This is a genomic window from Pontibacillus yanchengensis Y32, from assembly GCF_000770635.1.
Lineage (GTDB): Bacteria > Bacillota > Bacilli > Bacillales > BH030062 > Pontibacillus > Pontibacillus yanchengensis.
In genome coordinates this window covers 15,202-37,950 of record NZ_AVBF01000039.1, presented here as the reverse complement: position 1 = coordinate 37,950, position 22,749 = coordinate 15,202, and the positions used below count along the sequence as shown (strand labels likewise).

The window sequence follows — 22,749 nt, the reverse complement described above, 5'->3', positions numbered from 1 at the left end:
TTCTCACAAAAGCAACGGAAACATCCCTCTTTTGCGACACGTTGATTCTGTAAAATATCTCGAATCCAAGTCTTCCAGATTATGCTTCTTATCTTGAATGAGGCTATTTTGATTAGTTGATTCCAAAATTAACGGCAACTTTAACAGAGTCTATTCAAATAAAAAACGTATAAACAAATGAAAGATTGGAAATGATGACACTCAGAGAGGTGTTTTCATTGAAAAAATCAAAAAATTATGTAAAAAGAGTAGTGATGACGTTATTGTTGATTGGAGCGCTGGCTTCTACCTTTACATCTATATCAAATGTATCAGCAGCTGAGGTAACAGAGTGGCTTCAAAGCAAGACCAAGTCTCTATATGATTTTCAATCTACGTTCGGGGAGCAAAGTTACAAAAAAGTAAGCTTACAGAAAAAAGGATTAAACTATATAGCTGCAAACACTCTATACATTTCAAGCCAATCTGTGAATAGACCTAGAAGTTTGGAAGAGGCAATTGATTTCTCTGAATATCCTACAGAAACCGTTATTGCCACTGGATATACAGCTGGTGTGGAATCGACTGGTAAGACCCCTGATCATCCGATGTATGGTATAACGTACTCTGGTGTTAAAGTGAAACGAGATCTGTACTCTACTATTGCAGCAGATCTTAGTGTGTATCCAATTGGGACCATACTCTATATTCCTGATTATGGGTATGGAGTTGTTGCAGATAAAGGTTCAGCAATTACAGGAAATAAGATTGATTTGTATTATAATACCGTTGAAGATGTGTATGAACAGTGGGGCAAGAGGACATTACCTGTATATGTTGTAAAAAGAGGGAATGGTAAACTTACAGAAGAAGAGCTTCATCGCTTGAATGAAACGGAATCATTACAAGTGTTTCGTCAACAGTATAGTACGAGTTAATCATATGTAAAAGCACGGAAGGCTTTGAGAGCTTTCCGTGCTTTTGTATGGTGTTTATTATTTAACCAATCTGCAGCAAAGATGCCGAGTCTCTGCTATTGTCGTAAGCAAGAACCTCGAGCATGATCGATAAGAAAATGGTGGTTATTAAATAAAACTAAATAAAATGATACTAATTAGAACACCTGTTACTCCTCCAAAAAATACCTCAATAGGTTGGTGACCTAATAATTCTTTTAATTCTTCCCTTTTTTCATATTCCGCTTTTTTACTCCACACTCTGGCTTCTTCTACCATATGAGTGAAATCCTTCGCTAGCTTATTTAATAAGATTGCTTGCTCTCCTGCTTGTCTTCTTACCCCAGTTGCATCAAACATAACTATAATAGCTAATACACAAGCAATAGCAAACATATTGGAGTTAAGACCTTCTTGTAAACCAACAGCTGTAGCAAGAGCTGTAACGGCAGCTGAGTGGCTACTTGGCATTCCTCCTGTGGAAAAAGCCAGCCCTGGGTTAAAATGTCTTGATGCTATAAATTGAATGGGGATTTTTACAACCTGAGCAAATACTATGGCAGTTAATGCTGCCCAGAGAGGAAAGTTGGAGAAGAGTTCCATGCGTGCTGTTCATCCTTTCTACGGTCAATAGCTTCCTTTGCGATTTTACCCGCTATTCTTCCTATTTTAACATGACAGAGAATAAAGCGGAGAGTTTCTAAAGTGTCAAAACGTAAAAATACTGTGAATGGTATGTAAATCCTATGTAAGTTTATGACACAGTTCAACCTAACACTTTCATCTTGCACCAAATATGTATATTTATATTCCTATATTATACCATAGGATAAAAGTCTCGTCCTCTCAAAGCTATAACTGTAACCTCCTCATTTTTTGTTGTATAGCGTACTAAAATCCAATGCTTGTGTATAACTGAAAAGAGTGATGTAGCCACGTCCAGCTCCAGCTCCAGCGCCCTGAGCTTTTGTTCTTGCTCTTTTATTCAAGAATGACAGATTCGTTGACCTTTTTAAGTGATAAGTGATGATTTTCTCATGTATAATAGGAGTTGGAGGTGGACAGATTTATGTTTAATATACTACCAACTACAGAGATGTTTTCTGAAACAGAAGCAATTGTATTTGGACTTTATCATGAGAATAAGAACCATCAACCTGTTTACGAACAGTTTAATGATGCGTTAGATGGTGCGCTGGATCAATACATACAAGATGGGGATATATCCAATGATTTTAAGCAGATCTCAAAGGTATATACCTTAAATCAAACTTCTGCAAAGCGGATATATATTGTAGGTTTAGGGAAGAAGAAAGACCTAACTCCTCAACGACTTAAAACGGCGTTCGGCCCACTATTTAAGCAACTTCAGAAAGATCAAGTTAAGGAAGTTTCCTTTATTCTTAATAGCTTTCAAACAGATGCAGTGTCAAGTGTGCAAGCTACAGAAGCATTGTCAGAAGCGATGGTTATAGCACCGTTTCAATTTGAACACTTTAAAACAAGCAATGAAAAACCAGGAGTGAAAATTGAAAGTGTTAGCTTATTATCAGATGAAAATAAGGGTGCATTGGAAAAAGCAGTTGATAAAGGCTATGCCATTGGCCATGGTGTAAACACTGCACGTCATCTAGTACAAATGCCAGGCAATCTTCTAACTGCTACTGATCTCGCTGAATATTCTAAAACAATGGCCACTGATTATGGATTTGAATGCGAAATTTTAGACAAAGAGGAGATGGAAGAGCTAGGAATGGGTGCTCTTTTAGCAGTTAACCAAGGCTCAACAGAACCTCCTAAAATGATTGTTATGAAGTATCAAGGTAAAGATGAGTGGGAAGATGTAGTTGGCCTGGTTGGGAAAGGAATCACTTTCGACACAGGTGGCTACTCCTTGAAGCCAAAAGATGGAATTGTTGGTATGAAGGGAGATATGGGAGGAGCTGCTGCTGTGCTTGGTGCGATGGACATCATTGGTCGTTTAAAACCAAAGCAAAACGTAGTAGCCGTTATTCCTTCAACGGATAATATGATAAGTGGATCTGCCTTTAAGCCCGATGATGTTATTACATCACTAAGCGGTAAAACGATTGAAGTGTTAAATACCGATGCAGAAGGTCGTTTAGCTTTAGCCGACGCACTAACTTATGCGAAGCATCATAAAGCTGAAAAGCTAATTGATGTAGCCACATTAACTGGCGGTGTCGTAGTAGCGTTAGGGGATTGCGTTACTGGAGCGATGACGAATAATCAAGGATTCTTTTCAGAAGTAGAAGCTTCTTCTAAAGTAGCCGATGAACCAATATGGCAGCTACCTTACAATGACATTTATAAGAACAAAGTTCGCGCCACACCTATTGCAGACTTAAATAATTCCCCTGGACGAAAAGCACATGCTATCATGGCTGGATCCTTCTTGGCTGAATTCGCAGAGCAAACCCCATGGGTTCACTTAGACATAGCAGGTACATCAAGTGCAGAAGCGGAATATGATCTCGGTCCAAAAGGTCCAACAGGCGTAATGGTTAATACGTTAGCGACTTATATTTTAAGCTTATAATGAAAAGAAGGACTGTCTCTAGCCTAGGGTTAGAGACAGTTTTTTAATAGATGACTCCTACACTAGCTACTACCAATGGAGCGCCATAGTTAATTTACAACATTCTATATCGTCTTGCTTAGCACGAAAGGTTAGACGCAGACTATCAGGGTTGTAGTATATGTCTACAGGGTGCTTTATTCCAGTGCTCTTAATTAATTGTTTTACTTTTTCATCCTTAGATTTCTGAGCAGCATCTATTACGTCAAAAGAGAACTGATGGGAGGATGCAAACTTTTGTAATACCAATTGCGCATCTTTCATCAATTCTTGAAACGATTTCGCAGATTCGGTGAGTTGATCTGTATTTACTTCAGGGTATGTGGGGCGGATTTGAGGTTGATAAACGTTTCTAATAGGTTCATATGGTGTATAGGGGATGAAATATACCGGGTTTGGATAGTAGGGATACACAATCTCCAGCCTCCTTTTCACGTACACTATATGTGAAGAGGGGCGTTTCGTGCTTGACCTGCGAGTATATTGAGGCCTAATAATTTCATAAAAAACCCAACACTATGATGGAGTGTTGGGTAATTAATTTAGCTTACCTATTCAATTATGTCTAGCTCCACCGCCTACCATGGTCTTAAGCGAATTCTCACTGTCGCAAAAATCACCTTTACTAGGGCTTGCGGGGGATTATTCTTGAATGGCAGCTTCTAGTGCAATTTCAATCATTTCATTGAACGTTGTTTGACGTTCTTCAGATGTTGTTTCCTCACCCGTAATGATATGGTCACTTACCGTTAGAACGGATAGTGCTTGACGGTTAAATTTAGAAGCTAAAGTATATAATGCTGTAGTTTCCATTTCTACGGCTAGTACATTGTAATGCGCTAGCTGATTGAACAAATCCATAGCATTATCACGGTAGAAGCTATCACTTGTGAAGACGTTTCCAACTCGTAATGAAAGACCTTTTTGTTCCCCAGCATCATAAGCGGCTTTTAATAAGCCAAAATCAGCTGTCGGGGCAAAATCAATGCCGCCAAATGTCATGCGATTCATTTGAGAGTCAGTAGAAGATGTTGAAGCTAAGATTACATCACGAACCTGAACATCTTTCTGTAAAGCTCCGCAAGATCCAACGCGAATTAATTTTTGAACATCATAGCTTTCGATTAACTCGTTAACATAAATGGAAATCGAAGGCACACCCATTCCTGTACCTTGAACGGAAATACGTTGACCTTTATATGTACCTGTATAGCCATACATTCCACGTACCTCGTTGTAACAAGTCGCATCTTCTAAGAAATTTTCTGCAATATACTTTGCTCGTAATGGGTCTCCAGGTAGTAAAATTTTATCTGCAATATCACCTTTATTGGCGCCAATATGTACTGTCATATCTATTTACCTCCTTGTGTCTTCATACAATTTAAAATTACCACAATAGAATGAAGAACTCAAATATGTATGGGATGATAAAAAACAACAGTATTACTAGGTTTTCCCAATCAAACTTTGTTAAAATAAGAACAAGCTTACTAACGAAAAAGTAATAACATATGAATGAAACGATACACAACGTATAGACTGTAGTTATATAATGAAGAAGCTACTAAAGAACGATACAAGAAAGATCGAAATGTATATACTATAAAATAAAACCCAGAAAGTGTTAGAGGAAAGGGGCTATAGAAGTATGGATATCTCGGTTTCAAAATTACCAGGTATTGGCCAGAAAATATCGTTAACAACAGCTGAAGATAGTCAGTTAGTATTAATTGTTCATCACTCAGGTAAACGGGAATTATATTTCTTTGATGAAGCAGATAGTGATGAGGCTGATTTCGGAATGGACTTGACAGCTGATGAAACAAGGGAACTTGGGGCGCAGTTGTTAGGTGCTACCTATCAACCAGTTGATGCCGATAAGCTTAAAATGTTCAATAGCCAAATTGTGATGGACTGGATTGAATTAAAGCCATCTTCACCAATTGTGCATAAAACGATTGAGGAATCAGAAATTCGTAATCAAACAGGAGCCACCATCATTGGGATAGTCAAAGGTGATGACATTATTGCGATTCCAGAAGCTTACACAAAACTTCAACCAGGAGATGTGTTAATGGGAATTGGAAAAAAGGATCAAATCGCAACGCTGACATCTCTTTGTAAAGGAGAGGAATGATGCAGAGTGCATTTTGATATGCCAACTTTACTTGGTGCGGGAATCGTATTAATTCTTATATTTTGGCTTGGTTTATTAAGTTTGAAAATAAAGTTTCCTACCGTAATCTTGTATATTCTATTGGGAATTGTTTTGGCAGATGCATTACACCATAATGAACTTTTACATTTTGCAAGTGAAATTGGGATTGTATTACTTTTTTTCCTTTTAGGATTAGAGTTCAATATTAAAAGGCTTGGTGGAATAGCCACGAAGATCTGGCCAGCAGGATTTCTGGATGTAGCTCTTAGCTTAGGGGTTGCTATGCTATTATGTCTTGTATTTGGGTTAGATTTATTTACTTCCTTTCTAATTGGTGGAGTGACGTATGCGACCAGTTCGTCCATCACAGCTAAATTATTAGATGATACCAGTCGAATGGCTAACTCGGAAACAGAATTTATCCTGGCTTTGTTGATTTTTGAAGACTTGGTTGCTCCTATTGTTGTAGCGATTATTATGGGGATGAGTAGCGGAGAAAATTTTCAGGTTATGGATTTAGCCATTTTGTTTGGTAAAATTATTGGACTAGCCGCTGGTGCTGTCCTTCTTGGTAAAACATTATTTAAGCGATTTGAAGAATTGCTAATTAGAATTGAAGATGAGGATTTTAAAATTGCATTATTAATTGGTATTTCTCTAGCCTATGGTGGACTTGCCTTATACTTAGGTTTATCCGAAGTATTAGGTGCTTTCTTAGCCGGTATTATGCTTTCGGAAATTGGAAAAATTGAACGTGTTGAGCAAACAGTACTTCCTGTGAAAGATTTAATGCTACCTTTATTCTTCGTGTATTTTGGTACAACCATAGAATTTGGAGATGGTGTACCTAAAGTAGGATTATTAATTACTTTAATTGGTTGGTCCCTAGTTGCAAAAGTTCTTGTCGGTATGATTGGCGGAAGGATGTATGGCTTATCGAAAAGAGTTGCCTTCAGAGCAGGCCTCTCCATTTGTGCTAGAGGCGAATTCTCGGTAGTAATAGCTGCATTAGCTACTGGGGTAATCAAAGTCTTTAGTGGAATCTACATCGTTATAGCCGCATTTATAGGCATGGTACTATTTGAACGAGCACCACAATTAACAAACCTCATTTATGGCAAACCACAAAAAAAGAAGAAGAACTTAAAAGTACCGGGAAGTTGATGATTTGTGTAATTGGATAACATCCTTTTATTCAAATAAGAGGCATAATCTTGAAAAATTGGGATAATGGGAGTGACCCTGCGTAAAATAGTAGGGGGGGCAATTCACTTTCAGGCGGCCAAGCTGGTAATACTCCTTGGACCAAAATATGGTACTGCGGGGAATCACTAATCTCTTTCTCCCGCGGGAGTCTCGCTTTCCCTTTGGCCAGGTAGTGCTATCGAACCTACGGAATACTTGTTGCTGTATTTATCTTGAATTTGACGAATATCTTATTTGGAGAGCTTACCGAACAATTTAATGTGAAAGCGGACATAGGATGCGTTATTATCTTCAATCAAAATGATTTTCGGTACTCAAAGGAGATAGGATACCTTATTTGAAGCAAAACACCCTTTAGGAAGAGGGATTTAGCTAAATAAGGTATCCTATGTCCGTTACCCTTCTATAAATAGCGTTTTTTCAGTAAATAAGGGATTATATGTCCGTGAAGAATGGCCGTGGAACAAGGACCTTAGTCCCCCTCTGTTGATGAAGGAGAAGGTCGACTGAAACCCTTTATTCTCACAAAAGCTACGGAAACATCCTTCTTTTCCAGACTAAACAGGAATTTATCTCGCCCCAAAGTTTTCAAGATAATGAGGCTATAATCAAATAATATGCTATATTACTGAAAATACTGTTTTTCCAGATCTTCAAGTTGCTCTTTCGCTTGTTGATTGAATGTATTGTCTTCTTTTAGCTTTTCTTTTAATTTTTCAACAGATTGTTTAAGCGATTCATTATAAGAAGGGACCTCACCCTCAAAAGCTTTTATAGCTGATTTGGATACATTCGCTTTTTCGTTGTAACTTAACGCTTTCCGTTGATGGAAAAAGACATTTTCCGTTTGTCCCGGGTTGTGTAAGTCTCCTTGTTGAGGGTGCTTGGCCACAGCTAATATTTTGACTAGAAAAGCCTGCCCTCTATCTTCTACAATCTCACCAATATATTTACCTGTTTTATAATGAGCTGTTACAAGATCACCTGATTGTAATGATTCCATAGTATTTACTCCTCCTACAGATACGATTATATACGTATCGTAACAAAATCTAGATGCAATAGGGAAATAAGATGAAGTATTAAGGTGTGAACAAACTGTGACGAATGTGGGAAGTAAAGGTATGATTTGATATACTGAGAATATGCAACACGTACGTAGGAAAGGCGTGATCCACCATGATGGAGTTTTTATATTTTCCTGAAGATAAAACAGAGTACATCCCAGCCGTTTTAACGTTACTTGTTTTTGCAATTGGAGCATTTATTACTATGAAAGTAATACTGAAAGCTTCCAAAAAAGAGGAACAAAAAGCGAATGAACAATTTGGTGATTATATGACTCCTAATCAGGAACAAAAATCAAATCAGGATTCCAATACAAAGTAGCTCCCAACTAAAAAGGGAGCTACTTTTTTCGTGTTTCCTTTACCTCAAATAATAAGAGGAAGTTCGATTAAAATCGCTGCGTCACGCAGCAACATCGAACCAACCCACGTCCTGTGGGCCGCAGTTTGTACGTCGCTATACGGGCGCCCCGAGCTTTTGTTCTCATTACTTAGAAGTAGGGATATTTCGTGAATAATTTGGTGATACTAAAGAAAGTACATATGAAGCAATAAATGACTGAATAAAGCGAAGGGAGGAGCAACGTAATATGAGAAAAACATTATCACTCTTCGGTTTGGCTGCAGGGCTGTTATTGATAGCTGGTTGTAATACTCAAAATCGATCTGCGCTTGAGATTGAGATGTATAATAACTCAGACGATTCATTGGGGACAGCTACACTAACAGAAGGACCGGATGGGGTGAACATAAAGCTTTCTTTAACTGGCTTAACACCAGGTCTACACGGCATTCATGTCCATGAGTTTCCTAAATGTGAAAGTCCTGATTTTAAATCAGCTGGGGGTCATCTTAATCCAGATGGTAAAGAACATGGGTTGATGGACCCTAAAGGCGCTCACCTGGGAGACATGCCCAATATAGAAGCAGATGAGGACGGAACGGTTAAGGCAGAGGTTAGTGTAAAAGGTGCTACATTAAAAGATGGTAAGAAATCGTTACTACGCAATGATGGCACTTCGTTGATTATTCACGAGGGAGTAGACGATGGTTTGACTCAGCCTGCTGGAGATGCAGGAGAACGAGTGGCTTGTGGAAAGATTCAAGTGGCTGAAGCTCAGAAACAAGATACTCCTTCTGACCCTAGTCAAGATGGTGATGAAAAGAAGAAAGAAGAAAGTTAATTAGGAATCCTAGCACTGATTTCAGTTGCTAGGATTCTACTATGGTTGAACTCAATTTTATCCCTTCCTTACAATTGAGTAAGGATGACAGGGCCATCTTTGGTAATGGCAATCGTATGTTCATATTGTGCTGAGAGGCTTTCATCCAATGTACGCGCGGTCCATCCATTGTCATCTTTGACAGCATGCCACTTACCAATGTTTACCATAGGTTCAATAGTAATGACCATACCTTCTTTCAGTCTCTTACCGGTATGTGGAGATCCAAAGTGGAAGATAGAAGGTTCCTCATGAATAGTCGGCCCAAGCCCATGACCCGTAAAATCACGTACAACGGAATAATCTTCCTCTTCTACATACGTTTGAATAGCATGGCCAATGTCCCCTGTCCGATTGCCAATAACAGCTTGTTCTATCCCTTTCCAAAGCGCTTTTTCTGTAACAGACAGTAGCCTTTGTGATTCCGAATCTACATTTCCAACCGGATAACTCCATGCCGAGTCAGCGAGGGCTCCATTTAAGTTGGCAACCATATCAATCGTGACGATATCGCCATCCTGTAAGGGCTCTTCTCTCGGGAAACCGTGACAAATTTCATCGTTTATGGAGGCACATGTTGCAAATTGATAGCCTCTAAAGCCTTTTTGTTCAGGGGTCGCACCATGTTTTGCTAAATACTCTTCCACAAATTGATCTATTTCAGATGTAGAAATACCTGGCTTAATCATTTTTGCAACTTCCTGATGACAAGAGGCGACTATCCTTCCTGCTTCTTTCATCAGCTCAATTTCTCGCTTGCTTTTTCTTGTAATCATTTCACAGAACTCCTTTTGTCAAAAAATCACTCCTCCTCTATATATAAAGAGAAGGAGTTGTCAGAATGCATGTGATTTAACTTGTTGTAAAGAAAACTAAAATGTTGGTAGATCTGCGACGTGCACATGGACCCAGTAAACTTTTTAATTAGGTCAGTATCAAACCAACCTACGTCTTGTCGCTAACCGGGCGCCCTGAGCTTTTGTTTCGAAGTAAAGAAAGCATAAATTACTGGCGCATACGTGTCTAGCTCCAGCGCCCAGCGACTAGTGTGCTTCCCTCACCTCCGTCCGATAAGTCAACATCGAATCACTTCGTTCTTCGTGTTTCCTTTATCTCCTGCGGAATCAGGGGAAGTTCGATTAAGATCGCTGCATCACGCAGCAACATCGAACCAACCCACGTCGTGTGGGCCGCAGCATATACGTCGCTAGCAGGGCGCTTGCGCTTTTCTTATTTACTCTTTACTATCAATCGCTTCCAAAATACGATGAACGCCGTCTTCTAAAATAGGGCGTGGACAGGCGATGTTTATACGCATGAAGCCTTCTCCTTCTTCACCGAAAGAAGCACCATCATTAAGCCCGACCTTAGCTTTTTCCTGCATAAATGTCTTTAGTTCTTCATGAGATAATCCCAAGCCTCTACAATCAAGCCATACTAAGTACGTTCCTTCTGGTTCTACGACTTGGACTTTGTCTGTATGAGAATGAATGGTATCTATTAGATATTTCTTATGATCATCTAATACTCCGATTAACTCCTCAAGCCATTCATCACCGTGGTCATAGGCGGCTTCTAATGCCGTGATACCAAGGGTGTTAAGCATCTTAATACCTTGTAGTCCGAATTGGTCATTAATTTTCTTTCTATAGCCAGCATTAGGTGTAACAATATAGGACACTTGTAGCCCAGCTAGGTTGAATGTTTTGGTTGGTGATAAACATGTAATAGTCGCTTCTGCAATGTCATCTGATAGGGAAGCAATAGGAATGTGTTTATGGCCAGGAAAAACTAAATCTGCGTGAATTTCATCGGAAAAAATCAATACATCATGCTTCAGGCAAAGATCCGCCATTTTTTGAAGTTCTTCTTTTGTCCACACTCGCCCCACTGGGTTATGAGGATTGCATAGAATAAATGCTTTAACACCCTGCTTTAGTTTTTCTTCGAAATCATTAAAATCAATTTCATATTTACCATCTTGTTGTTGTAATGGATTTTTTACAATAGTTCGTTCGTGCTTTTTTATTACATCATAAAATGGTGGATAAACAGGTGTTTGAATTAGTATTGGATCTTCTTTATCTGTAAGAGCCTCAATCATCGTATGTAAAGAAGGTACTACACCTGGACTAAAGGATAACCATTTTGTATCAATATCCCAATCATGTTGAGTGGAGAGCCAATTTTGGATGGATTGATGAATTTTTTCATCTGTAATGGTGTATCCAAAAATTCCATGAGCTGCACGTTCAGCTATAGCATCTGTTACAGCTTTAGGTGTTTGAAAGTCCATATCTGCTACCCACATAGGTAGGACCTGATCATTTTTGAATAAACTTTCTGTAAGATCCCATTTCACTGAGCGTGTGTTCATACGATCAATAACTTGATTAAAACGTGACATGTATAATAACCTCCTCTAATTAGTGCTATACCTAGTATCATCATACCGAAACTACACGTAGATACAAAAGCAGAAGAACTTAAAGAAAGAACAAAATAGAAGCGACCCTAGGAGGTCGCTCTTTTTTGCGGGGTGCAAAATTGTTTGATTTTATCCGTCAAAATATATGGTATCTCTTCTGGTAATAAGTGACCAATTTTCTCAAATGTCTCAAGCGACGCAGCTGGAAGATCTTGAACAAGTTGATATCCCAATGAAACTGGGAGTACTCGATCCTCTTTTCCCCAAAAAACAAGACATTCTGAATTAATTTTTTGCAGATATTCGGAAGTTAAATCCCCTTCTCGATCTCGTATCATTTTTGATAAGCACTGAAACATTTCTTCCTTTAAAAATGGACGCATATATTCTTGTATCATCTCTTTGTTAATCATTTGAGGGTCATACACACATTCGAGTAATGCTTCATAGGCCCCTTTTTTATATAAAAATCGCTTCAAGAAAAAAGGGAAGAAAGGAAGCATTGTAACGGTGTGCATCATTTTATTTGCTTTCTTTATATAAGTAGATGGAGCGAATAAAATAAGTTTTTCAACCCTTTCCGGAAACAAATGAGCACATAAAAGAGCAATCTGTCCTCCCATAGAATGACCTGCTATGGTTGCTTTTGGTATGTTGTGTTTGTCCAATAATTCCACTATTATGTTTGCGAAATTTTGATACGTGAAGTGATAGGTACAGGTTTTGTCCGAATCACCAAAAGGAGGGTAGTCGAACGTGAATATATCAAAGTGTTCCAATAACTCAGGTATCATAAAGCGATAGCAAAACTTAGAGGAAAATAATCCATGGACAAATACGATTGCAGGCTTTGGTGCAGGAGAGGAGGAATAATATTGATACGAGATATTAATCCCATTGTGAGCTAACCATTTTTGTTCTTTGTGAAACTGATTCACTGTTACTCCGCCTCCGTTATGCTTTTTTCAATTTATTCCAAAATAGTATAGAACAGAAATGATAAAGGTTCCCCTATACTGTTCATAAACCATTTTTGTTAAAGTTAAACACTTTAATGGGTTTGCTTTAGAAAATCAAGGTACTTTTCACTGAAAAGAGGGAGGATTCTTGTTTAGGTTTTACTGTTCATAGGGTTATCATTCATGTGAGGAATTGGAGATTTTTAAACAAAAAAAAAGCAAAGCGGTATGTACGCTTTGCCTCACAGGGGGAATACGAGAAAGTCTTACATTTAATATAATTTCCACTTTTGGATGGAATTAAACCTGAATTTGATAATAATAAAAAATCAATGTTAAAAATAGTAGTAGGGTTTGATTTAAACCCCTTTTGCTTGATTGACAATAGTATGATAAAATTATAAATTGCGTTAATCAAAACGAGAATATATAAAAATCGGGAGTTGTTTCAGCATGGCAAAGTTTGAAGAAGGTCAAGTAATAGACGGTAAAGTAACAGGTATTCAACCATATGGTGCGTTCGTTGCACTAGATGAAGAAGTACAAGGATTAGTTCATATTTCTGAGGTTACTCATGGATATGTAAAAGATATTAATGAACATCTTACAGTTGGAGATGAAGTGAAAGTTAAAATCTTAAACATCGATGAACAAAAAGGGAAATATTCCTTATCCATTCGTGCAACACAAGATGCTCCTCAGCAACAGCCTAAGCAACGTAAACAGAAGCCTCAACAGCAGCAACAAAATCATCAAGTACAATCACAAGATGATGCACCAGCTGGCTTCAACACGTTGAAAGATAAGCTTGATGAGTGGATTGACCAATCAAAAGAACGTGAAAATACGTATCGTAAATAAAAAATTCCGGTCATGGTGACCGGAATTTTTTTATACATTCCTTGCTCTTTATCTATGTTATTTTGCTTCTGGTTCAGGCTGGTCTGCCATTTCTTCACTTGGTTTGAATAGTAACCCAAGGTTAATTAGACCACTAATACCAACAAGTGTATAGATAACACGAGCAAAAGCACCACTTTGTTCTCCTCCGCCAAATAGAGCAGCAACTAAGTCAAATTGAAACAAACCGATAAGTCCCCAGTTCACAGCACCAATAATCACTAAAAGTAAAGCGATTCGTTGAATAGTACTCATGTTCCTATTCCTCCTTACATCATAGAGTTGATTCTTTACTAGCTTGACTTATTTTGAGAAAAGTATGCATGAAAACATGACAGTCAAATGGTAAATAATGGAGGTTGTTGCATTTCTTTTGAAATACATGTTCAAAATGCGCATAATAGAATTTGTGAAGAAGAAAGGGGACTAAATATGGAACCATTTGTATTTTATAATCCAACGAAATTAATCTTTGGAAAAGAACAGTTAGAAAAGCTTACTGAAGAAATACCTTCTCATGTTCAAAACGTCCTTCTTGTTTATGGTGGAGGAAGTATCAAACGTAACGGTCTTTATGATCAGGTTACCAATAAATTGAATGAGTTAAACGTAAATATTAGTGAATTATCTGGAGTTGAACCAAATCCTCGTTTGGCAACAGTGAAAAAAGGCGTAGAAATTTGTAAAAATGAAAATATCGATTTTATCCTTGCAGTAGGTGGAGGAAGTGTTATTGACGCTTCTAAAACAATTGCAACAGGAGCCAAATACGATGGAGATGCATGGGATCTTGTTACTCGTAAAGCAACCCCTAAAGATGCAATTCCATTTGGCACTGTCTTAACGATAGCTGCGACTGGATCAGAGATGAATGCTGGTTCTGTTATTACAAATTGGGAAACAAATGAGAAATATGGTTGGGGTGCGCCACCATTTACAAACCCTCGTTTCTCCATTCTTGATCCTACAAATACGTTGTCGGTTCCAAGAGATCAAACCGTTTATGGAATTGTGGATATGATGAGCCATCTATTTGAACAGTATTTTCACCAGCCAACGAATGCTCCAGTTCAAGACCGAATGGTAGAGGGAGTACTTAAAACCGTTATAGAAACAGCTCCAAAGCTTATGGAAAATCTAGATTCTTATGAGCATCGTGAAACGATTATGTATGCTGGAACAATCGCGTTAAATGGTATGCTTCAAATGGGATATCGTGGAGATTGGGCTTCACACAACATTGAACACGCTGTTTCTGCTGTTTACGATATCCCTCATGCTGGTGGGCTTGCCATTTTATTCCCTAATTGGATGAAGCATAATGTGGATCATAATATAGAGCGTTTCAAACAGATGGCAGTTCGTGTGTTTGAAGTAGATCCTGTTGGAAAAGACGACCGTGAAGTAGCTTTAGAAGGAATTGATCGTCTTCGTGAATTCTGGACTTCGATTGGAGCACCAGAAACACTAGCTGATTACGATATAGGTGATGACCAATTTGACTTGATTGTAGATCGTGCTATGAAGCGTGGACCTTTTGGAAACTTCAAGCAGCTACATGACGAAGATGTTGAGAAAATATTAGCTTTATCGAAATAAGGAAGGAGAGCAGATTGCAAGACAATCTGCTCTTTTTTTGTGTTTAAGTTTGTTGTTAATTAGTTATTGTTCTTCCATATAAGCTCCATAATTTTGAATAACTGGTGAAGCTGAATCCGTTACTTTTGTGAGGAAGAGGCTGCGGTGAAATGGTTCGCTTTCCGCGGAGGAACATGCGAGGAGGCTTCACCGATTGTCCGCGGAAAGCGAGTGAATTCCCACCGAATCAACCACTCAGCACCAAAACACTCCTTATTCAAGGTATGCTTTTTATCTTGAACAAGGCTAGGTTAATTCCAGAATCAACACAAACGTAAACAAAGCATCTCTCTTAATAAAAACATCTCCTATTTTGGTAGTATAAGCATAAAGAAGCATTTGATTGAAATATTTCTGTTTGTATTCGCTTACATTAAGGATGGTGCTTGATTTGGAGGAACCGTTTCGATAAAGTGAATCTAGAGCCAAAAACATGGAGGGATACATATATGACTCATATTCGTTTTGATTATGAAAAAGCTTTATCCTTTTTTGGGGAGCATGAAGTTCGCTACATGAAAGACTACGTGAAATTAGCGCACCATGCTTTACACGAAAAAACTGGAACAGGTAATGACTTTTTAGGTTGGTTAAACCTACCAAGTGAATACGATAAAGAAGAATTTACATGCATTCAAAAATCAGCAGAGAAGATTAAAGCAGATAGTGACGTATTGTTAGTCATTGGAATTGGTGGCTCATATCTAGGCGCACGCGCTGCTTTAGAGATGTTAAATCATTCATTCTATAACCAACTTTCGAAAGAACAACGTCAAACTCCTCAAGTTATTTTTGTAGGGAATAGCATTAGTGCTCCTTACATGAATGATTTATACGACCTTCTTGAAGGTAAGGATGTATCCATTAATGTCATCTCAAAAAGTGGGACTACCACTGAACCGGCGATTGCATTCCGTGTTTTCCGCGACTTCTTAGAGAAGAAGTATGGCAAGGAAGAAGCGAGAAGACGTATTTATGCAACAACAGATCGACAAAAAGGTGCATTAAAGACGTTAGCAAATGAAGAAGGTTATGAAAGCTTTGTTATCCCTGATGATGTAGGCGGACGCTTTTCTGTGTTAACAGCAGTGGGACTGTTGCCAATTGCAGCTAGTGGCATCGATATCCAGCAAATGATGAGTGGTGCACAAGAAGCTGAAAAACAACTAAGTGAATCAGAACTTGAAAATAACCCTGCTTATCAATATGCAGCTGTTCGTAATGTCCTCTATAACAAAGGAAAGTCTATTGAGATGCTTGTAAACTACGAACCATCGCTTCAATACTTCTCCGAATGGTGGAAACAGTTATTTGGAGAGAGTGAAGGAAAAGATCAAAAAGGTATCTTCCCGGCATCTGCGAACTTCTCAACGGATTTACACTCAATGGGTCAATACGTGCAGGATGGACGTCGTGATCTATTTGAAACCGTCATTCATGTAGAGCAACCAAAAAGTGATATTACCATTGAAGAAGATGAGCAAAATCTTGATGGTCTCAACTATTTAGCTGGAGAAACAGTAGATTACGTCAATGAAAAAGCGTACGAAGGAACGTTACTTGCCCATACAGATGGAGAGGTACCAAACCTTGTCGTACATGTACCTTCTTTGGATGCATATACCTTCGGCTACATGGTGTATTTCTTTGAAAAAGCATGTGCTATTAGTGGCTATTTACTAGGCGTAAATCCATTTGATCAACCTGGAGTAGAAGCCTATAAGAAAAACATGTTCGCACTATTAGGTAAACCAGGATTTGAGGATCAAAAAGCTGAATTAGAAAAACGATTGAATAAATAAACGTAACGAAGGCTATCCATTTGGGATAGCCTTTTTTATCGTCTAGCGTACTATTATAAAATTCAATGCTTGTGTATAACTAAAAAAGTGATGCGGCCACATCCAGCTCCAGCGCCCAGCGACTAGCAAACTTCCTGCACCTCCTTACGATAAGTCAACATCGAATCGCTATCGCTCTTCGTGTTTCCTTTATCTCAAAAGGATTAAGAAGAAGTTCGATTAAGTTCGCTGCATCGTGCAGCAACATCGAACCAACCCACATCCTGTGGGCCGCAGTTTGTACGTCGCTTAACGGGCGCTTGCGCTTTTGTTCTATCTTCCACCAGGAAATTTAACTTCTACGGATTTAGGGGAAGTTCGATAAAATCGCTACGTCACGCAGCAACATCGAACCAACACAGGTCCTGTGGGCCGCAAATTTTAAATTTTGCTCGGAAATCGAAAAAGTTGCTCCCAAATCCGAAATAATGCTCCGAAACGGGAGAATTTGCCCGCAAGCTCATCGGTCGCATGTTCACAATTTCTCAGTCTAAATAGAGTAATTAAAGATGAAAAGGATATGCTAAGAAAAACGAAAGGTAGGGATTGTATGATACCCGTTCCATCGAAGGTTGAAGGGCAAGTTTTTTCTTTATACGATTTGGAGCAGCGATTAAAACCAATTGGCTATGTGATTGGGGGGAACTGGGATTATGATCATGGTTCATTCGATTATGAAATCGATGATCGAGTCGGTTACCAATTCCTTCGGGTACCCTTTAGTGTGGTGAATGGACAATTGGATGATAAAGAGGCCACCGTTCAACTTGGAGAACCTTTTTTACTCTCTCACAAATATCAAAGAGGACTAGATGACAATGTGCATGTTGGGAACAAAACAGCCTCTTTTGATCAATTTTCCGAGCCGGTAGACCCGGATGCAGAATTCCCCTCTGAATACGTGGATACAGGTAAAGAATTGGTTCAAGAGTTAGAGCGAACGTTATTGTCTTAATGCAGACAACACAAGTAAATGGTCTGATTTATCTAGTGTTAACTTAGCTGGAGGATTGATTTTAATCTCTCCGGCTTTTTCTATTCCTAACAATAATTCTTCTTGCTCCATAAATTTAAACGAACAGGATTGAAATGTTTCTCCAACCAATTCATCAGGCACTTCTATTTGCTTGTATTGTTGTGTGGATAACTGGCTAACAAGTGTATCAAATGGTTTGATATGTCCTTTTCGATATAGCTCATGAAAAAATAAGGTGCTCATAAAGTCATTGGAACGTATAATTGAATTCGCTCCAGCTCTTTTTGCATTGGTAATTTGTTCTTTTGTGAGAATCTCTGTAATGATAAATATATCAGCATTCATTCCTCGTATTGCCACCGTGGCAAGAATGCTTGCTTGGTCAGCCTGTCTTTCTTTCATGGAAGGATCAGAGGTGATGATTGCTGCTCTTGCTTGATTAATATTCGCTCTCTTTAGTGTTTCGTCTTCCGATCCATTTCCTTGCACGTAATGAATTGAATACTCTTTATAAGGGATGTTTTCTAACGTACTGTCCACCAATACAACCTTTTCATCAGGTGCAAACTCACGAATCATGTCAATTAACTGCTTCGTGCGTTCATTCCATCCAATAAAAATAACGTGTCCTGTACCTCGATATTCTACTTTACCTTCTGAAAGGTCATTCTCATATTTTACAGTAGATGCCGAAACCGTTGCCATGTAAAACGTTACAAGGCCTCCTCCAGCAATGATGAGTAAGATGCCAAATATTCTTCCGATAATGGTAACGGGAACAAAGTCTCCATACCCAACCGTTGAACCTGTTATAATAGCCCACCAGATTCCATCAAAAATTGTTGGGAAGACTTCCGGCTCTATCCAATGAATGATCATTCCAAATAAAATCATGAAAAAGGATACGGTTAGCAAAAGTCGGAGAAAAACAGGAGTTCGAAAATACCATTGAAAAAACGTATGGATGCTCATAACTGTTCCTCCAGCATTTTTTACTTTTAGTATAGTCAAAGTTTGCCATTAAAAAACCTCGACCCTGTAATTGGAATCGAGGCTTTCGTCTATATTAATTAATTGTTCTTACATCCTGTCTTTTGGCGCAGCTCTAGAACGTAATTCAGCTAATTCGTGAACATTGCCAAATGGATCTTTGAAGGCAATTCTTTCGCCTCCATCAGGATACCATTGCGGCTCTTCGTTCATTAGTTTCACACCTTTTTCCGTTAAATCTTTCATCTTCTCGCGTATATTCGGAACTTCAAATGTTAGAATAGTTGAGGATTCTCTCCAAACATCCACTTGTGTATCTTTTTCAGCTTTATGCAATAAGAGTCTCAAGTCATTGTCAGTCTCTAAGTCTACCGCTATCGGATAATTATTGTGATCATCCGATACATTTAAGTTGAGAACTTCCCTGTACCATTCAATTGCAAAATCCAAGTCGCTTACATAGATATTAATCACGCAAATTCTCATGTCCATAAACCAGTTGCCTCCTTTAATGTATAGAAAGAATTGTGTGTAAGTATATAGTGTGTCTTCGTATGATGATTACGGTATTTATTAAATTCCCGCTTTAAGTTAGATAAAACATGATAAAAATGGTGTTTATAAAGTCGAACATTAAAAAGATTTATGAAAATATAATTCGTTTTTTAATTCTCTGTTGAAAATTAATAATCAGTTGATATAATGGAACATAATTTCATAAAACGGATGTACTCATATAATAGTGAGGATATGGCTCACGAGTTTCTACCGGATTACCGTAAATTTTCCGACTATGGGTATTGCTAATGTTCGTGTACTCAGTGTATAAGCGTTGAGTATTTAGTTTGACTTCTTTTATTTAAGAAAGCTCCATGAACAGTGCGATACTCGTACTGTTTATGGAGCTTTTTTTTACGAACATTATGAATAACTTAAGTAGTATGCTCTTTTATTTTGCCCATAATGTACTCGTTTTATGTAACAGAAGGAGGGCTTTTCTTGGAAGAACTAAAGAAGAAGATTATTACAGAAGGTAAGGCGCTGAACGAAGAAGTGTTAAAAGTAGATGCCTTCTTAAACCATCAAATTGATCCAGTATTGATGAAGCAGATAGGTGAGGAATTTGCTGAACGATATCGCGATGCAGGAATAACTAAAATAGTAACATTAGAATCTTCAGGGATAGCACCTTCTCTAATGACAGGCATGGAGCTTGGTGTAGAGGTTGTGGTTGCTCGTAAGCGTAAATCTCTAACGTTACAAGAAGGATTGCTGAGTGCAGAGGTGTATTCATTTACGAAACAGGAAAAGAGTACAATTTGCATTTCCTCTGAGTTTATTCATGACACTGATTGTGTCCTCATAATTGATGACTTCCTAGCTAATGGACAAGCTGCCTTAGGTTTAATGAACTTAGTAGAGCAAACAAAAGCTACCATTGAGGGGATTGGCGTCATCATCGAAAAGCAATTTCAACATGGTGGAAAGAATCTTCGTAATAAAGGTGTTCGTGTCGATGCATTAGCGCAAATTGAAAGGTTAGAAAAAGGGAAAGTAATCTTTACCGATGAGGAGGTTCACATATGATGAAGCAAATGAAAGCAACAGCTATCGGTCTACAACACGTTTTGGCTATGTATGCCGGAGCGGTAATTGTTCCATTGATAGTGGGAGCTCAATTAGGGCTTAGTGGCGAAAAGTTAACATACTTAGTTAGCATTGATTTATTGATGTGTGGCGTCGCGACCATTTTACAGGCGATGAGCAATCGGTTCTTTGGCATTGGATTACCTGTCGTGTTAGGTTGTACATTTACTGCAGTTGCTCCTATGATTTCAATAGGAAGCGATTTTGGTATAACAGCTATCTATGGTTCTATTATCTTTACCGGTCTATTTGTTCTCCTTTGTGCACCTATATTCGGTAAGCTTGTGCAGTATTTTCCTCCGGTTGTTACAGGTTCTGTTGTCACAATCATTGGAATTACACTAATCCCAGTAGCAATGGATAATATGGCTGGTGGAGCAGACAGCGAAAATTATGGAGCTATTTCAAACCTTATGCTAGCGTTTGGTGTGTTAGTGTTTATTATCATATTGCAACGAGCGTTCACAGGATTTATTCGAGCTGTTTCTATATTAATTGGATTAGTGGTTGGAACGATTGTTGCTGCCTTTATGGGAAAAGTCGACTTTTCACCATTGATGGACTCCGCTTGGATACATGTTCCCAAACCTTTTTATTTTGGAGCACCTACATTTGAAATAGCACCTATTATTACAATGATGCTAGTTGCAATTGTTAGTATTGTAGAATCAACAGGGGTATATTTCGCGCTAAGTGATATTTGCGATCGTAAGCTTACGGAAAAAGAAATTACGAAAGGCTACCGTGCTGAAGGGTTAGCCATTTTCTTAGGCGGATTTATGAATGCTTTTCCTTACACAACCTATTCTCAGAACGTAGGCCTTGTTCAACTTTCAGGTGTGAAAACAAGGAACGTTATTTTTATTGCAGGTGGATTACTTGTCGCTATCGGTCTAATCCCTAAAATAGGTGCAATCACCACCCTCATCCCTGAACCAGTATTAGGAGGCGCCATGGTACCGATGTTCGGAATGGTTGTAGCGTATGGTATTAAAATGCTTGGGAATGTAGATCTTAAGCAACAGGAAAACTTATTGATTATCGCTTGTTCAGTTGGCATGGGTCTTGGAGTTACGGTTGCTCCAGATTTATTCGCCAAGTTCCCTGAACAAATCCAAATCCTAACTGATAACGGTATTGTAGCGGGAAGCTTTATGGCAATTATCTTGAATGTGTTTTTGAATGAACTTCCTAATAAGGTTAGGAAAAAAACGAGTCACACCACTCAAGAGGTTGCATCTTAGTATCTGAAAAAATATGTATGATAATATTTCATTAATTCGCATGTTGGTTCATAAAGTGAATCACATGCGATTTTTTTATGTATCTACAAAGGAAATTTTTTTGATTGGTAAAATAATTTTCTTTCTTTTTGTTAATTTGTTACATTTATGTTTATATTGTTATAGTTTTCTAAAGATATATTAGTTTTTGTGTTTAATGCTACACCTACCAGTTACAATTAGGTAGAATAGGTTTGCCGTTACAAATCAGGAAATGAATTAGCTTGTAATGGAAAAGGGGTATCAAACATGATTTTTGAGGTTATAAAAGAACACCAAAGCAGCCAACAAGAACCTATACAGCTCAAGGTAGGGGATCATGTTTCGTTTACTGATCGCCTAAGTGGGCCTGAAGGTTGGGAACGATGGATATATTGCTATAGTGATGAGACTAAGCTCGAGGGCTGGGTGCCAGAGCAAATCATATATAAATTTAAAGAAAACCAAGGCGTACTAATGAGAGATTATGTTGCGAAGGAATTAGATGTGAAGGTCGGAGATAAGTTTCAATTAATAGAAGAATTGAATGGATGGATAAGAGGTCGCTTGATTTCATCTAACGAAGAAGGCTGGTTGCCGAAGGATTATATTGAACCAAGCAGAGAATAAAACAAGCATGTAACCTGAGATAGTGGGTTGCATGCTTGTTTTATTTCTATATATAACTTTCCATCAATTTCGAATTGACGATAGCCTACATAGTCAACTTCTCTTCCTTGACTTGCAAGCTCGGTAATAATGGCCGCTATTTGTTTCTGATGGTCGTTGTACCTTTCCTCAAAATCAATAAGGATTGCTCCTCTTCGATACCCATGCAGCCAATTGAAGATTGTAAGCCCAGCGATATATTCAAATATTAGATAAATGTAATGTATCATAACGCTCCTTTTCAAATA

At 38.3% G+C, this 22,749-nt stretch carries 24 protein-coding genes and 1 riboswitch; of the genes, 13 read left to right on the top strand and 11 right to left on the bottom strand.

Going from position 1 to position 22,749, the window contains the following annotated elements:
* Nucleotides 1-254: 254 nt before the first annotated feature.
* Complete coding sequence (locus tag N782_RS13740; protein WP_084103096.1) at nt 255-917, top strand: 3D domain-containing protein; 663 nt, start codon at nt 255-257, stop codon at nt 915-917.
* Nucleotides 918-1,064: 147 nt separating this feature from the next.
* On the opposite strand, the gene N782_RS13735 is transcribed toward N782_RS13740, so the two are convergent.
* Complete coding sequence (locus tag N782_RS13735) at nt 1,065-1,538, bottom strand: divergent PAP2 family protein (protein WP_036821146.1); 474 nt, start codon at nt 1,536-1,538, stop codon at nt 1,065-1,067.
* A 466-nt stretch (nt 1,539-2,004) separates the two neighbouring features.
* Between N782_RS13735 and N782_RS13730 the strand changes: the two genes are divergently transcribed.
* Nucleotides 2,005-3,495, top strand: coding sequence for a leucyl aminopeptidase (locus N782_RS13730; protein ID WP_036821144.1), 1,491 nt, complete (start codon nt 2,005-2,007; stop codon nt 3,493-3,495).
* Between the two features lie 69 nt (nt 3,496-3,564).
* On the opposite strand, the gene N782_RS13725 is transcribed toward N782_RS13730, so the two are convergent.
* Together N782_RS13725 and deoD are read right to left on the bottom strand one after the other, a co-directional pair.
* Nucleotides 3,565-3,948, bottom strand: a complete 384-nt coding sequence (locus N782_RS13725; RefSeq protein ID WP_052111346.1) for a YuzC family spore coat inner layer protein — start codon at nt 3,946-3,948, stop codon at nt 3,565-3,567.
* Nucleotides 3,949-4,176: 228 nt separating this feature from the next.
* Entirely contained in the window at nt 4,177-4,887 is a 711-nt protein-coding gene (gene deoD / locus N782_RS13720; protein ID WP_036821142.1) for a purine-nucleoside phosphorylase, read from the bottom strand.
* 298 nt (nt 4,888-5,185) lie between these two features.
* Between deoD and N782_RS13715 the strand changes: the two genes are divergently transcribed.
* Together N782_RS13715 and N782_RS13710 are read left to right on the top strand one after the other, a co-directional pair.
* Nucleotides 5,186-5,674 carry a cation:proton antiporter regulatory subunit gene (locus N782_RS13715; RefSeq protein ID WP_036821139.1) on the top strand — a complete coding sequence of 163 codons (489 nt, stop codon included), beginning with the start codon at nt 5,186-5,188 and terminating at the stop codon, nt 5,672-5,674.
* 18 nt (nt 5,675-5,692) lie between these two features.
* Nucleotides 5,693-6,859, top strand: coding sequence for a cation:proton antiporter (locus N782_RS13710; RefSeq protein ID WP_052111348.1), 1,167 nt, complete (start codon nt 5,693-5,695; stop codon nt 6,857-6,859).
* Nucleotides 6,860-7,526: 667 nt separating this feature from the next.
* Here the strand turns inward: N782_RS13710 and kapB are convergent.
* Entirely contained in the window at nt 7,527-7,904 is a 378-nt protein-coding gene (kapB, locus tag N782_RS13705) for a kinase-associated lipoprotein KapB (RefSeq protein WP_036821132.1), read from the bottom strand.
* A gap of 176 nt (nt 7,905-8,080) precedes the next feature.
* On the opposite strand from kapB, the gene N782_RS13700 reads away from it, so the two are divergent.
* Both N782_RS13700 and N782_RS13695 read left to right on the top strand, forming a co-directional pair.
* Entirely contained in the window at nt 8,081-8,290 is a 210-nt protein-coding gene (locus N782_RS13700; protein WP_036821131.1) for a hypothetical protein, read from the top strand.
* Between the two features lie 268 nt (nt 8,291-8,558).
* Nucleotides 8,559-9,152, top strand: coding sequence for a superoxide dismutase family protein (locus tag N782_RS13695; RefSeq protein WP_036821129.1), 594 nt, complete (start codon nt 8,559-8,561; stop codon nt 9,150-9,152).
* Between the two features lie 68 nt (nt 9,153-9,220).
* On the opposite strand, the gene map is transcribed toward N782_RS13695, so the two are convergent.
* From map to N782_RS13680, 3 genes are all read right to left on the bottom strand, one after another.
* The gene (map, locus tag N782_RS13690; RefSeq protein ID WP_036821126.1) at nt 9,221-9,967 is read right to left on the bottom strand and encodes a type I methionyl aminopeptidase; all 747 of its coding nucleotides are present in this window, start codon (nt 9,965-9,967) and stop codon (nt 9,221-9,223) included.
* A 458-nt stretch (nt 9,968-10,425) separates the two neighbouring features.
* Entirely contained in the window at nt 10,426-11,598 is a 1,173-nt protein-coding gene (locus N782_RS13685) for a MalY/PatB family protein (RefSeq protein WP_036821122.1), read from the bottom strand.
* A 107-nt stretch (nt 11,599-11,705) separates the two neighbouring features.
* Nucleotides 11,706-12,557, bottom strand: a complete 852-nt coding sequence (locus N782_RS13680) for an alpha/beta fold hydrolase (RefSeq protein ID WP_036821119.1) — start codon at nt 12,555-12,557, stop codon at nt 11,706-11,708.
* A gap of 474 nt (nt 12,558-13,031) precedes the next feature.
* Between N782_RS13680 and yugI the strand changes: the two genes are divergently transcribed.
* Nucleotides 13,032-13,439, top strand: a complete 408-nt coding sequence (gene yugI / locus N782_RS13675) for a S1 domain-containing post-transcriptional regulator GSP13 (protein ID WP_036821117.1) — start codon at nt 13,032-13,034, stop codon at nt 13,437-13,439.
* A gap of 57 nt (nt 13,440-13,496) precedes the next feature.
* On the opposite strand, the gene N782_RS13670 is transcribed toward yugI, so the two are convergent.
* Nucleotides 13,497-13,733, bottom strand: coding sequence for a DUF378 domain-containing protein (locus N782_RS13670; RefSeq protein ID WP_036821114.1), 237 nt, complete (start codon nt 13,731-13,733; stop codon nt 13,497-13,499).
* A 177-nt stretch (nt 13,734-13,910) separates the two neighbouring features.
* Between N782_RS13670 and N782_RS13665 the strand changes: the two genes are divergently transcribed.
* The 3 genes from N782_RS13665 (at nt 13,911) to N782_RS13650 (ending at nt 17,912) form a co-directional block, all read left to right on the top strand.
* A complete protein-coding gene (locus N782_RS13665) occupies nt 13,911-15,077 on the top strand; it encodes an iron-containing alcohol dehydrogenase (protein WP_036821111.1) in 1,167 nt (388 codons plus the stop codon).
* Between the two features lie 488 nt (nt 15,078-15,565).
* Nucleotides 15,566-16,918 (top strand): glucose-6-phosphate isomerase, encoded by a 1,353-nt coding sequence (locus tag N782_RS13655; protein WP_036821105.1) that lies wholly within the window; start codon nt 15,566-15,568, stop codon nt 16,916-16,918.
* 589 nt (nt 16,919-17,507) lie between these two features.
* Nucleotides 17,508-17,912 (top strand): YugN-like family protein, encoded by a 405-nt coding sequence (locus N782_RS13650; protein ID WP_036821165.1) that lies wholly within the window; start codon nt 17,508-17,510, stop codon nt 17,910-17,912.
* Here N782_RS13650 and N782_RS13645 read toward each other — a convergent pair.
* Entirely contained in the window at nt 17,901-18,905 is a 1,005-nt protein-coding gene (locus tag N782_RS13645; protein ID WP_036821102.1) for a potassium channel family protein, read from the bottom strand. The two genes, N782_RS13650 and N782_RS13645, sit on opposite strands and share 12 nt — an antisense overlap.
* A gap of 108 nt (nt 18,906-19,013) precedes the next feature.
* Nucleotides 19,014-19,415, bottom strand: a complete 402-nt coding sequence (locus tag N782_RS13640; RefSeq protein WP_036821099.1) for a VOC family protein — start codon at nt 19,413-19,415, stop codon at nt 19,014-19,016.
* Nucleotides 19,416-19,635: 220 nt separating this feature from the next.
* A riboswitch (purine riboswitch) is annotated at nt 19,636-19,737 on the top strand.
* 185 nt (nt 19,738-19,922) lie between these two features.
* On the opposite strand from N782_RS13640, the gene N782_RS13635 reads away from it, so the two are divergent.
* From N782_RS13635 to N782_RS13625, 3 genes are all read left to right on the top strand, one after another.
* The gene (locus tag N782_RS13635) at nt 19,923-20,510 is read left to right on the top strand and encodes a xanthine phosphoribosyltransferase (protein WP_036821096.1); all 588 of its coding nucleotides are present in this window, start codon (nt 19,923-19,925) and stop codon (nt 20,508-20,510) included.
* Nucleotides 20,510-21,814, top strand: coding sequence for a nucleobase:cation symporter-2 family protein (locus tag N782_RS13630; RefSeq protein ID WP_036821162.1), 1,305 nt, complete (start codon nt 20,510-20,512; stop codon nt 21,812-21,814). Before N782_RS13635 ends, N782_RS13630 begins: the two co-directional genes overlap by 1 nt.
* Before the next feature lie 288 nt (nt 21,815-22,102).
* On the top strand, nt 22,103-22,462 hold the full coding sequence (locus N782_RS13625; RefSeq protein WP_036821093.1) for an SH3 domain-containing protein: 360 nt from the start codon (nt 22,103-22,105) through the stop codon (nt 22,460-22,462).
* Here the strand turns inward: N782_RS13625 and N782_RS13620 are convergent.
* The gene (locus N782_RS13620; protein WP_036821090.1) at nt 22,438-22,731 is read right to left on the bottom strand and encodes a hypothetical protein; all 294 of its coding nucleotides are present in this window, start codon (nt 22,729-22,731) and stop codon (nt 22,438-22,440) included. The two genes, N782_RS13625 and N782_RS13620, sit on opposite strands and share 25 nt — an antisense overlap.
* Nucleotides 22,732-22,749: the final 18 nt, after the last annotated feature.

Excerpts from the sequence above, each read along its gene's own strand:
- N782_RS13740 (WP_084103096.1), top strand. The coding sequence starts at position 255 with ATGACGTTATTGTTGATTGGAGCGCTGGCTTCTACCTTTACATCTATA.
- N782_RS13735 (WP_036821146.1), bottom strand. The coding sequence starts at position 1,538 with ATGGAACTCTTCTCCAACTTTCCTCTCTGGGCAGCATTAACTGCCATA.
- N782_RS13730 (WP_036821144.1), top strand. The coding sequence starts at position 2,005 with ATGTTTAATATACTACCAACTACAGAGATGTTTTCTGAAACAGAAGCA.
- deoD (WP_036821142.1), bottom strand. The coding sequence starts at position 4,887 with ATGACAGTACATATTGGCGCCAATAAAGGTGATATTGCAGATAAAATT.
- N782_RS13715 (WP_036821139.1), top strand. The coding sequence starts at position 5,186 with ATGGATATCTCGGTTTCAAAATTACCAGGTATTGGCCAGAAAATATCG.
- N782_RS13710 (WP_052111348.1), top strand. The coding sequence starts at position 5,693 with ATGCCAACTTTACTTGGTGCGGGAATCGTATTAATTCTTATATTTTGG.
- kapB (WP_036821132.1), bottom strand. The coding sequence starts at position 7,904 with ATGGAATCATTACAATCAGGTGATCTTGTAACAGCTCATTATAAAACA.
- N782_RS13700 (WP_036821131.1), top strand. The coding sequence starts at position 8,081 with ATGATGGAGTTTTTATATTTTCCTGAAGATAAAACAGAGTACATCCCA.
- N782_RS13695 (WP_036821129.1), top strand. The coding sequence starts at position 8,559 with ATGAGAAAAACATTATCACTCTTCGGTTTGGCTGCAGGGCTGTTATTG.
- map (WP_036821126.1), bottom strand. The coding sequence starts at position 9,967 with ATGATTACAAGAAAAAGCAAGCGAGAAATTGAGCTGATGAAAGAAGCA.
- N782_RS13685 (WP_036821122.1), bottom strand. The coding sequence starts at position 11,598 with ATGTCACGTTTTAATCAAGTTATTGATCGTATGAACACACGCTCAGTG.
- yugI (WP_036821117.1), top strand. The coding sequence starts at position 13,032 with ATGGCAAAGTTTGAAGAAGGTCAAGTAATAGACGGTAAAGTAACAGGT.
- N782_RS13670 (WP_036821114.1), bottom strand. The coding sequence starts at position 13,733 with ATGAGTACTATTCAACGAATCGCTTTACTTTTAGTGATTATTGGTGCT.
- N782_RS13665 (WP_036821111.1), top strand. The coding sequence starts at position 13,911 with ATGGAACCATTTGTATTTTATAATCCAACGAAATTAATCTTTGGAAAA.
- N782_RS13655 (WP_036821105.1), top strand. The coding sequence starts at position 15,566 with ATGACTCATATTCGTTTTGATTATGAAAAAGCTTTATCCTTTTTTGGG.
- N782_RS13650 (WP_036821165.1), top strand. The coding sequence starts at position 17,508 with ATGATACCCGTTCCATCGAAGGTTGAAGGGCAAGTTTTTTCTTTATAC.
- N782_RS13645 (WP_036821102.1), bottom strand. The coding sequence starts at position 18,905 with ATGAGCATCCATACGTTTTTTCAATGGTATTTTCGAACTCCTGTTTTT.
- N782_RS13640 (WP_036821099.1), bottom strand. The coding sequence starts at position 19,415 with ATGGACATGAGAATTTGCGTGATTAATATCTATGTAAGCGACTTGGAT.
- N782_RS13630 (WP_036821162.1), top strand. The coding sequence starts at position 20,510 with ATGAAGCAAATGAAAGCAACAGCTATCGGTCTACAACACGTTTTGGCT.
- N782_RS13625 (WP_036821093.1), top strand. The coding sequence starts at position 22,103 with ATGATTTTTGAGGTTATAAAAGAACACCAAAGCAGCCAACAAGAACCT.
- N782_RS13620 (WP_036821090.1), bottom strand. The coding sequence starts at position 22,731 with ATGATACATTACATTTATCTAATATTTGAATATATCGCTGGGCTTACA.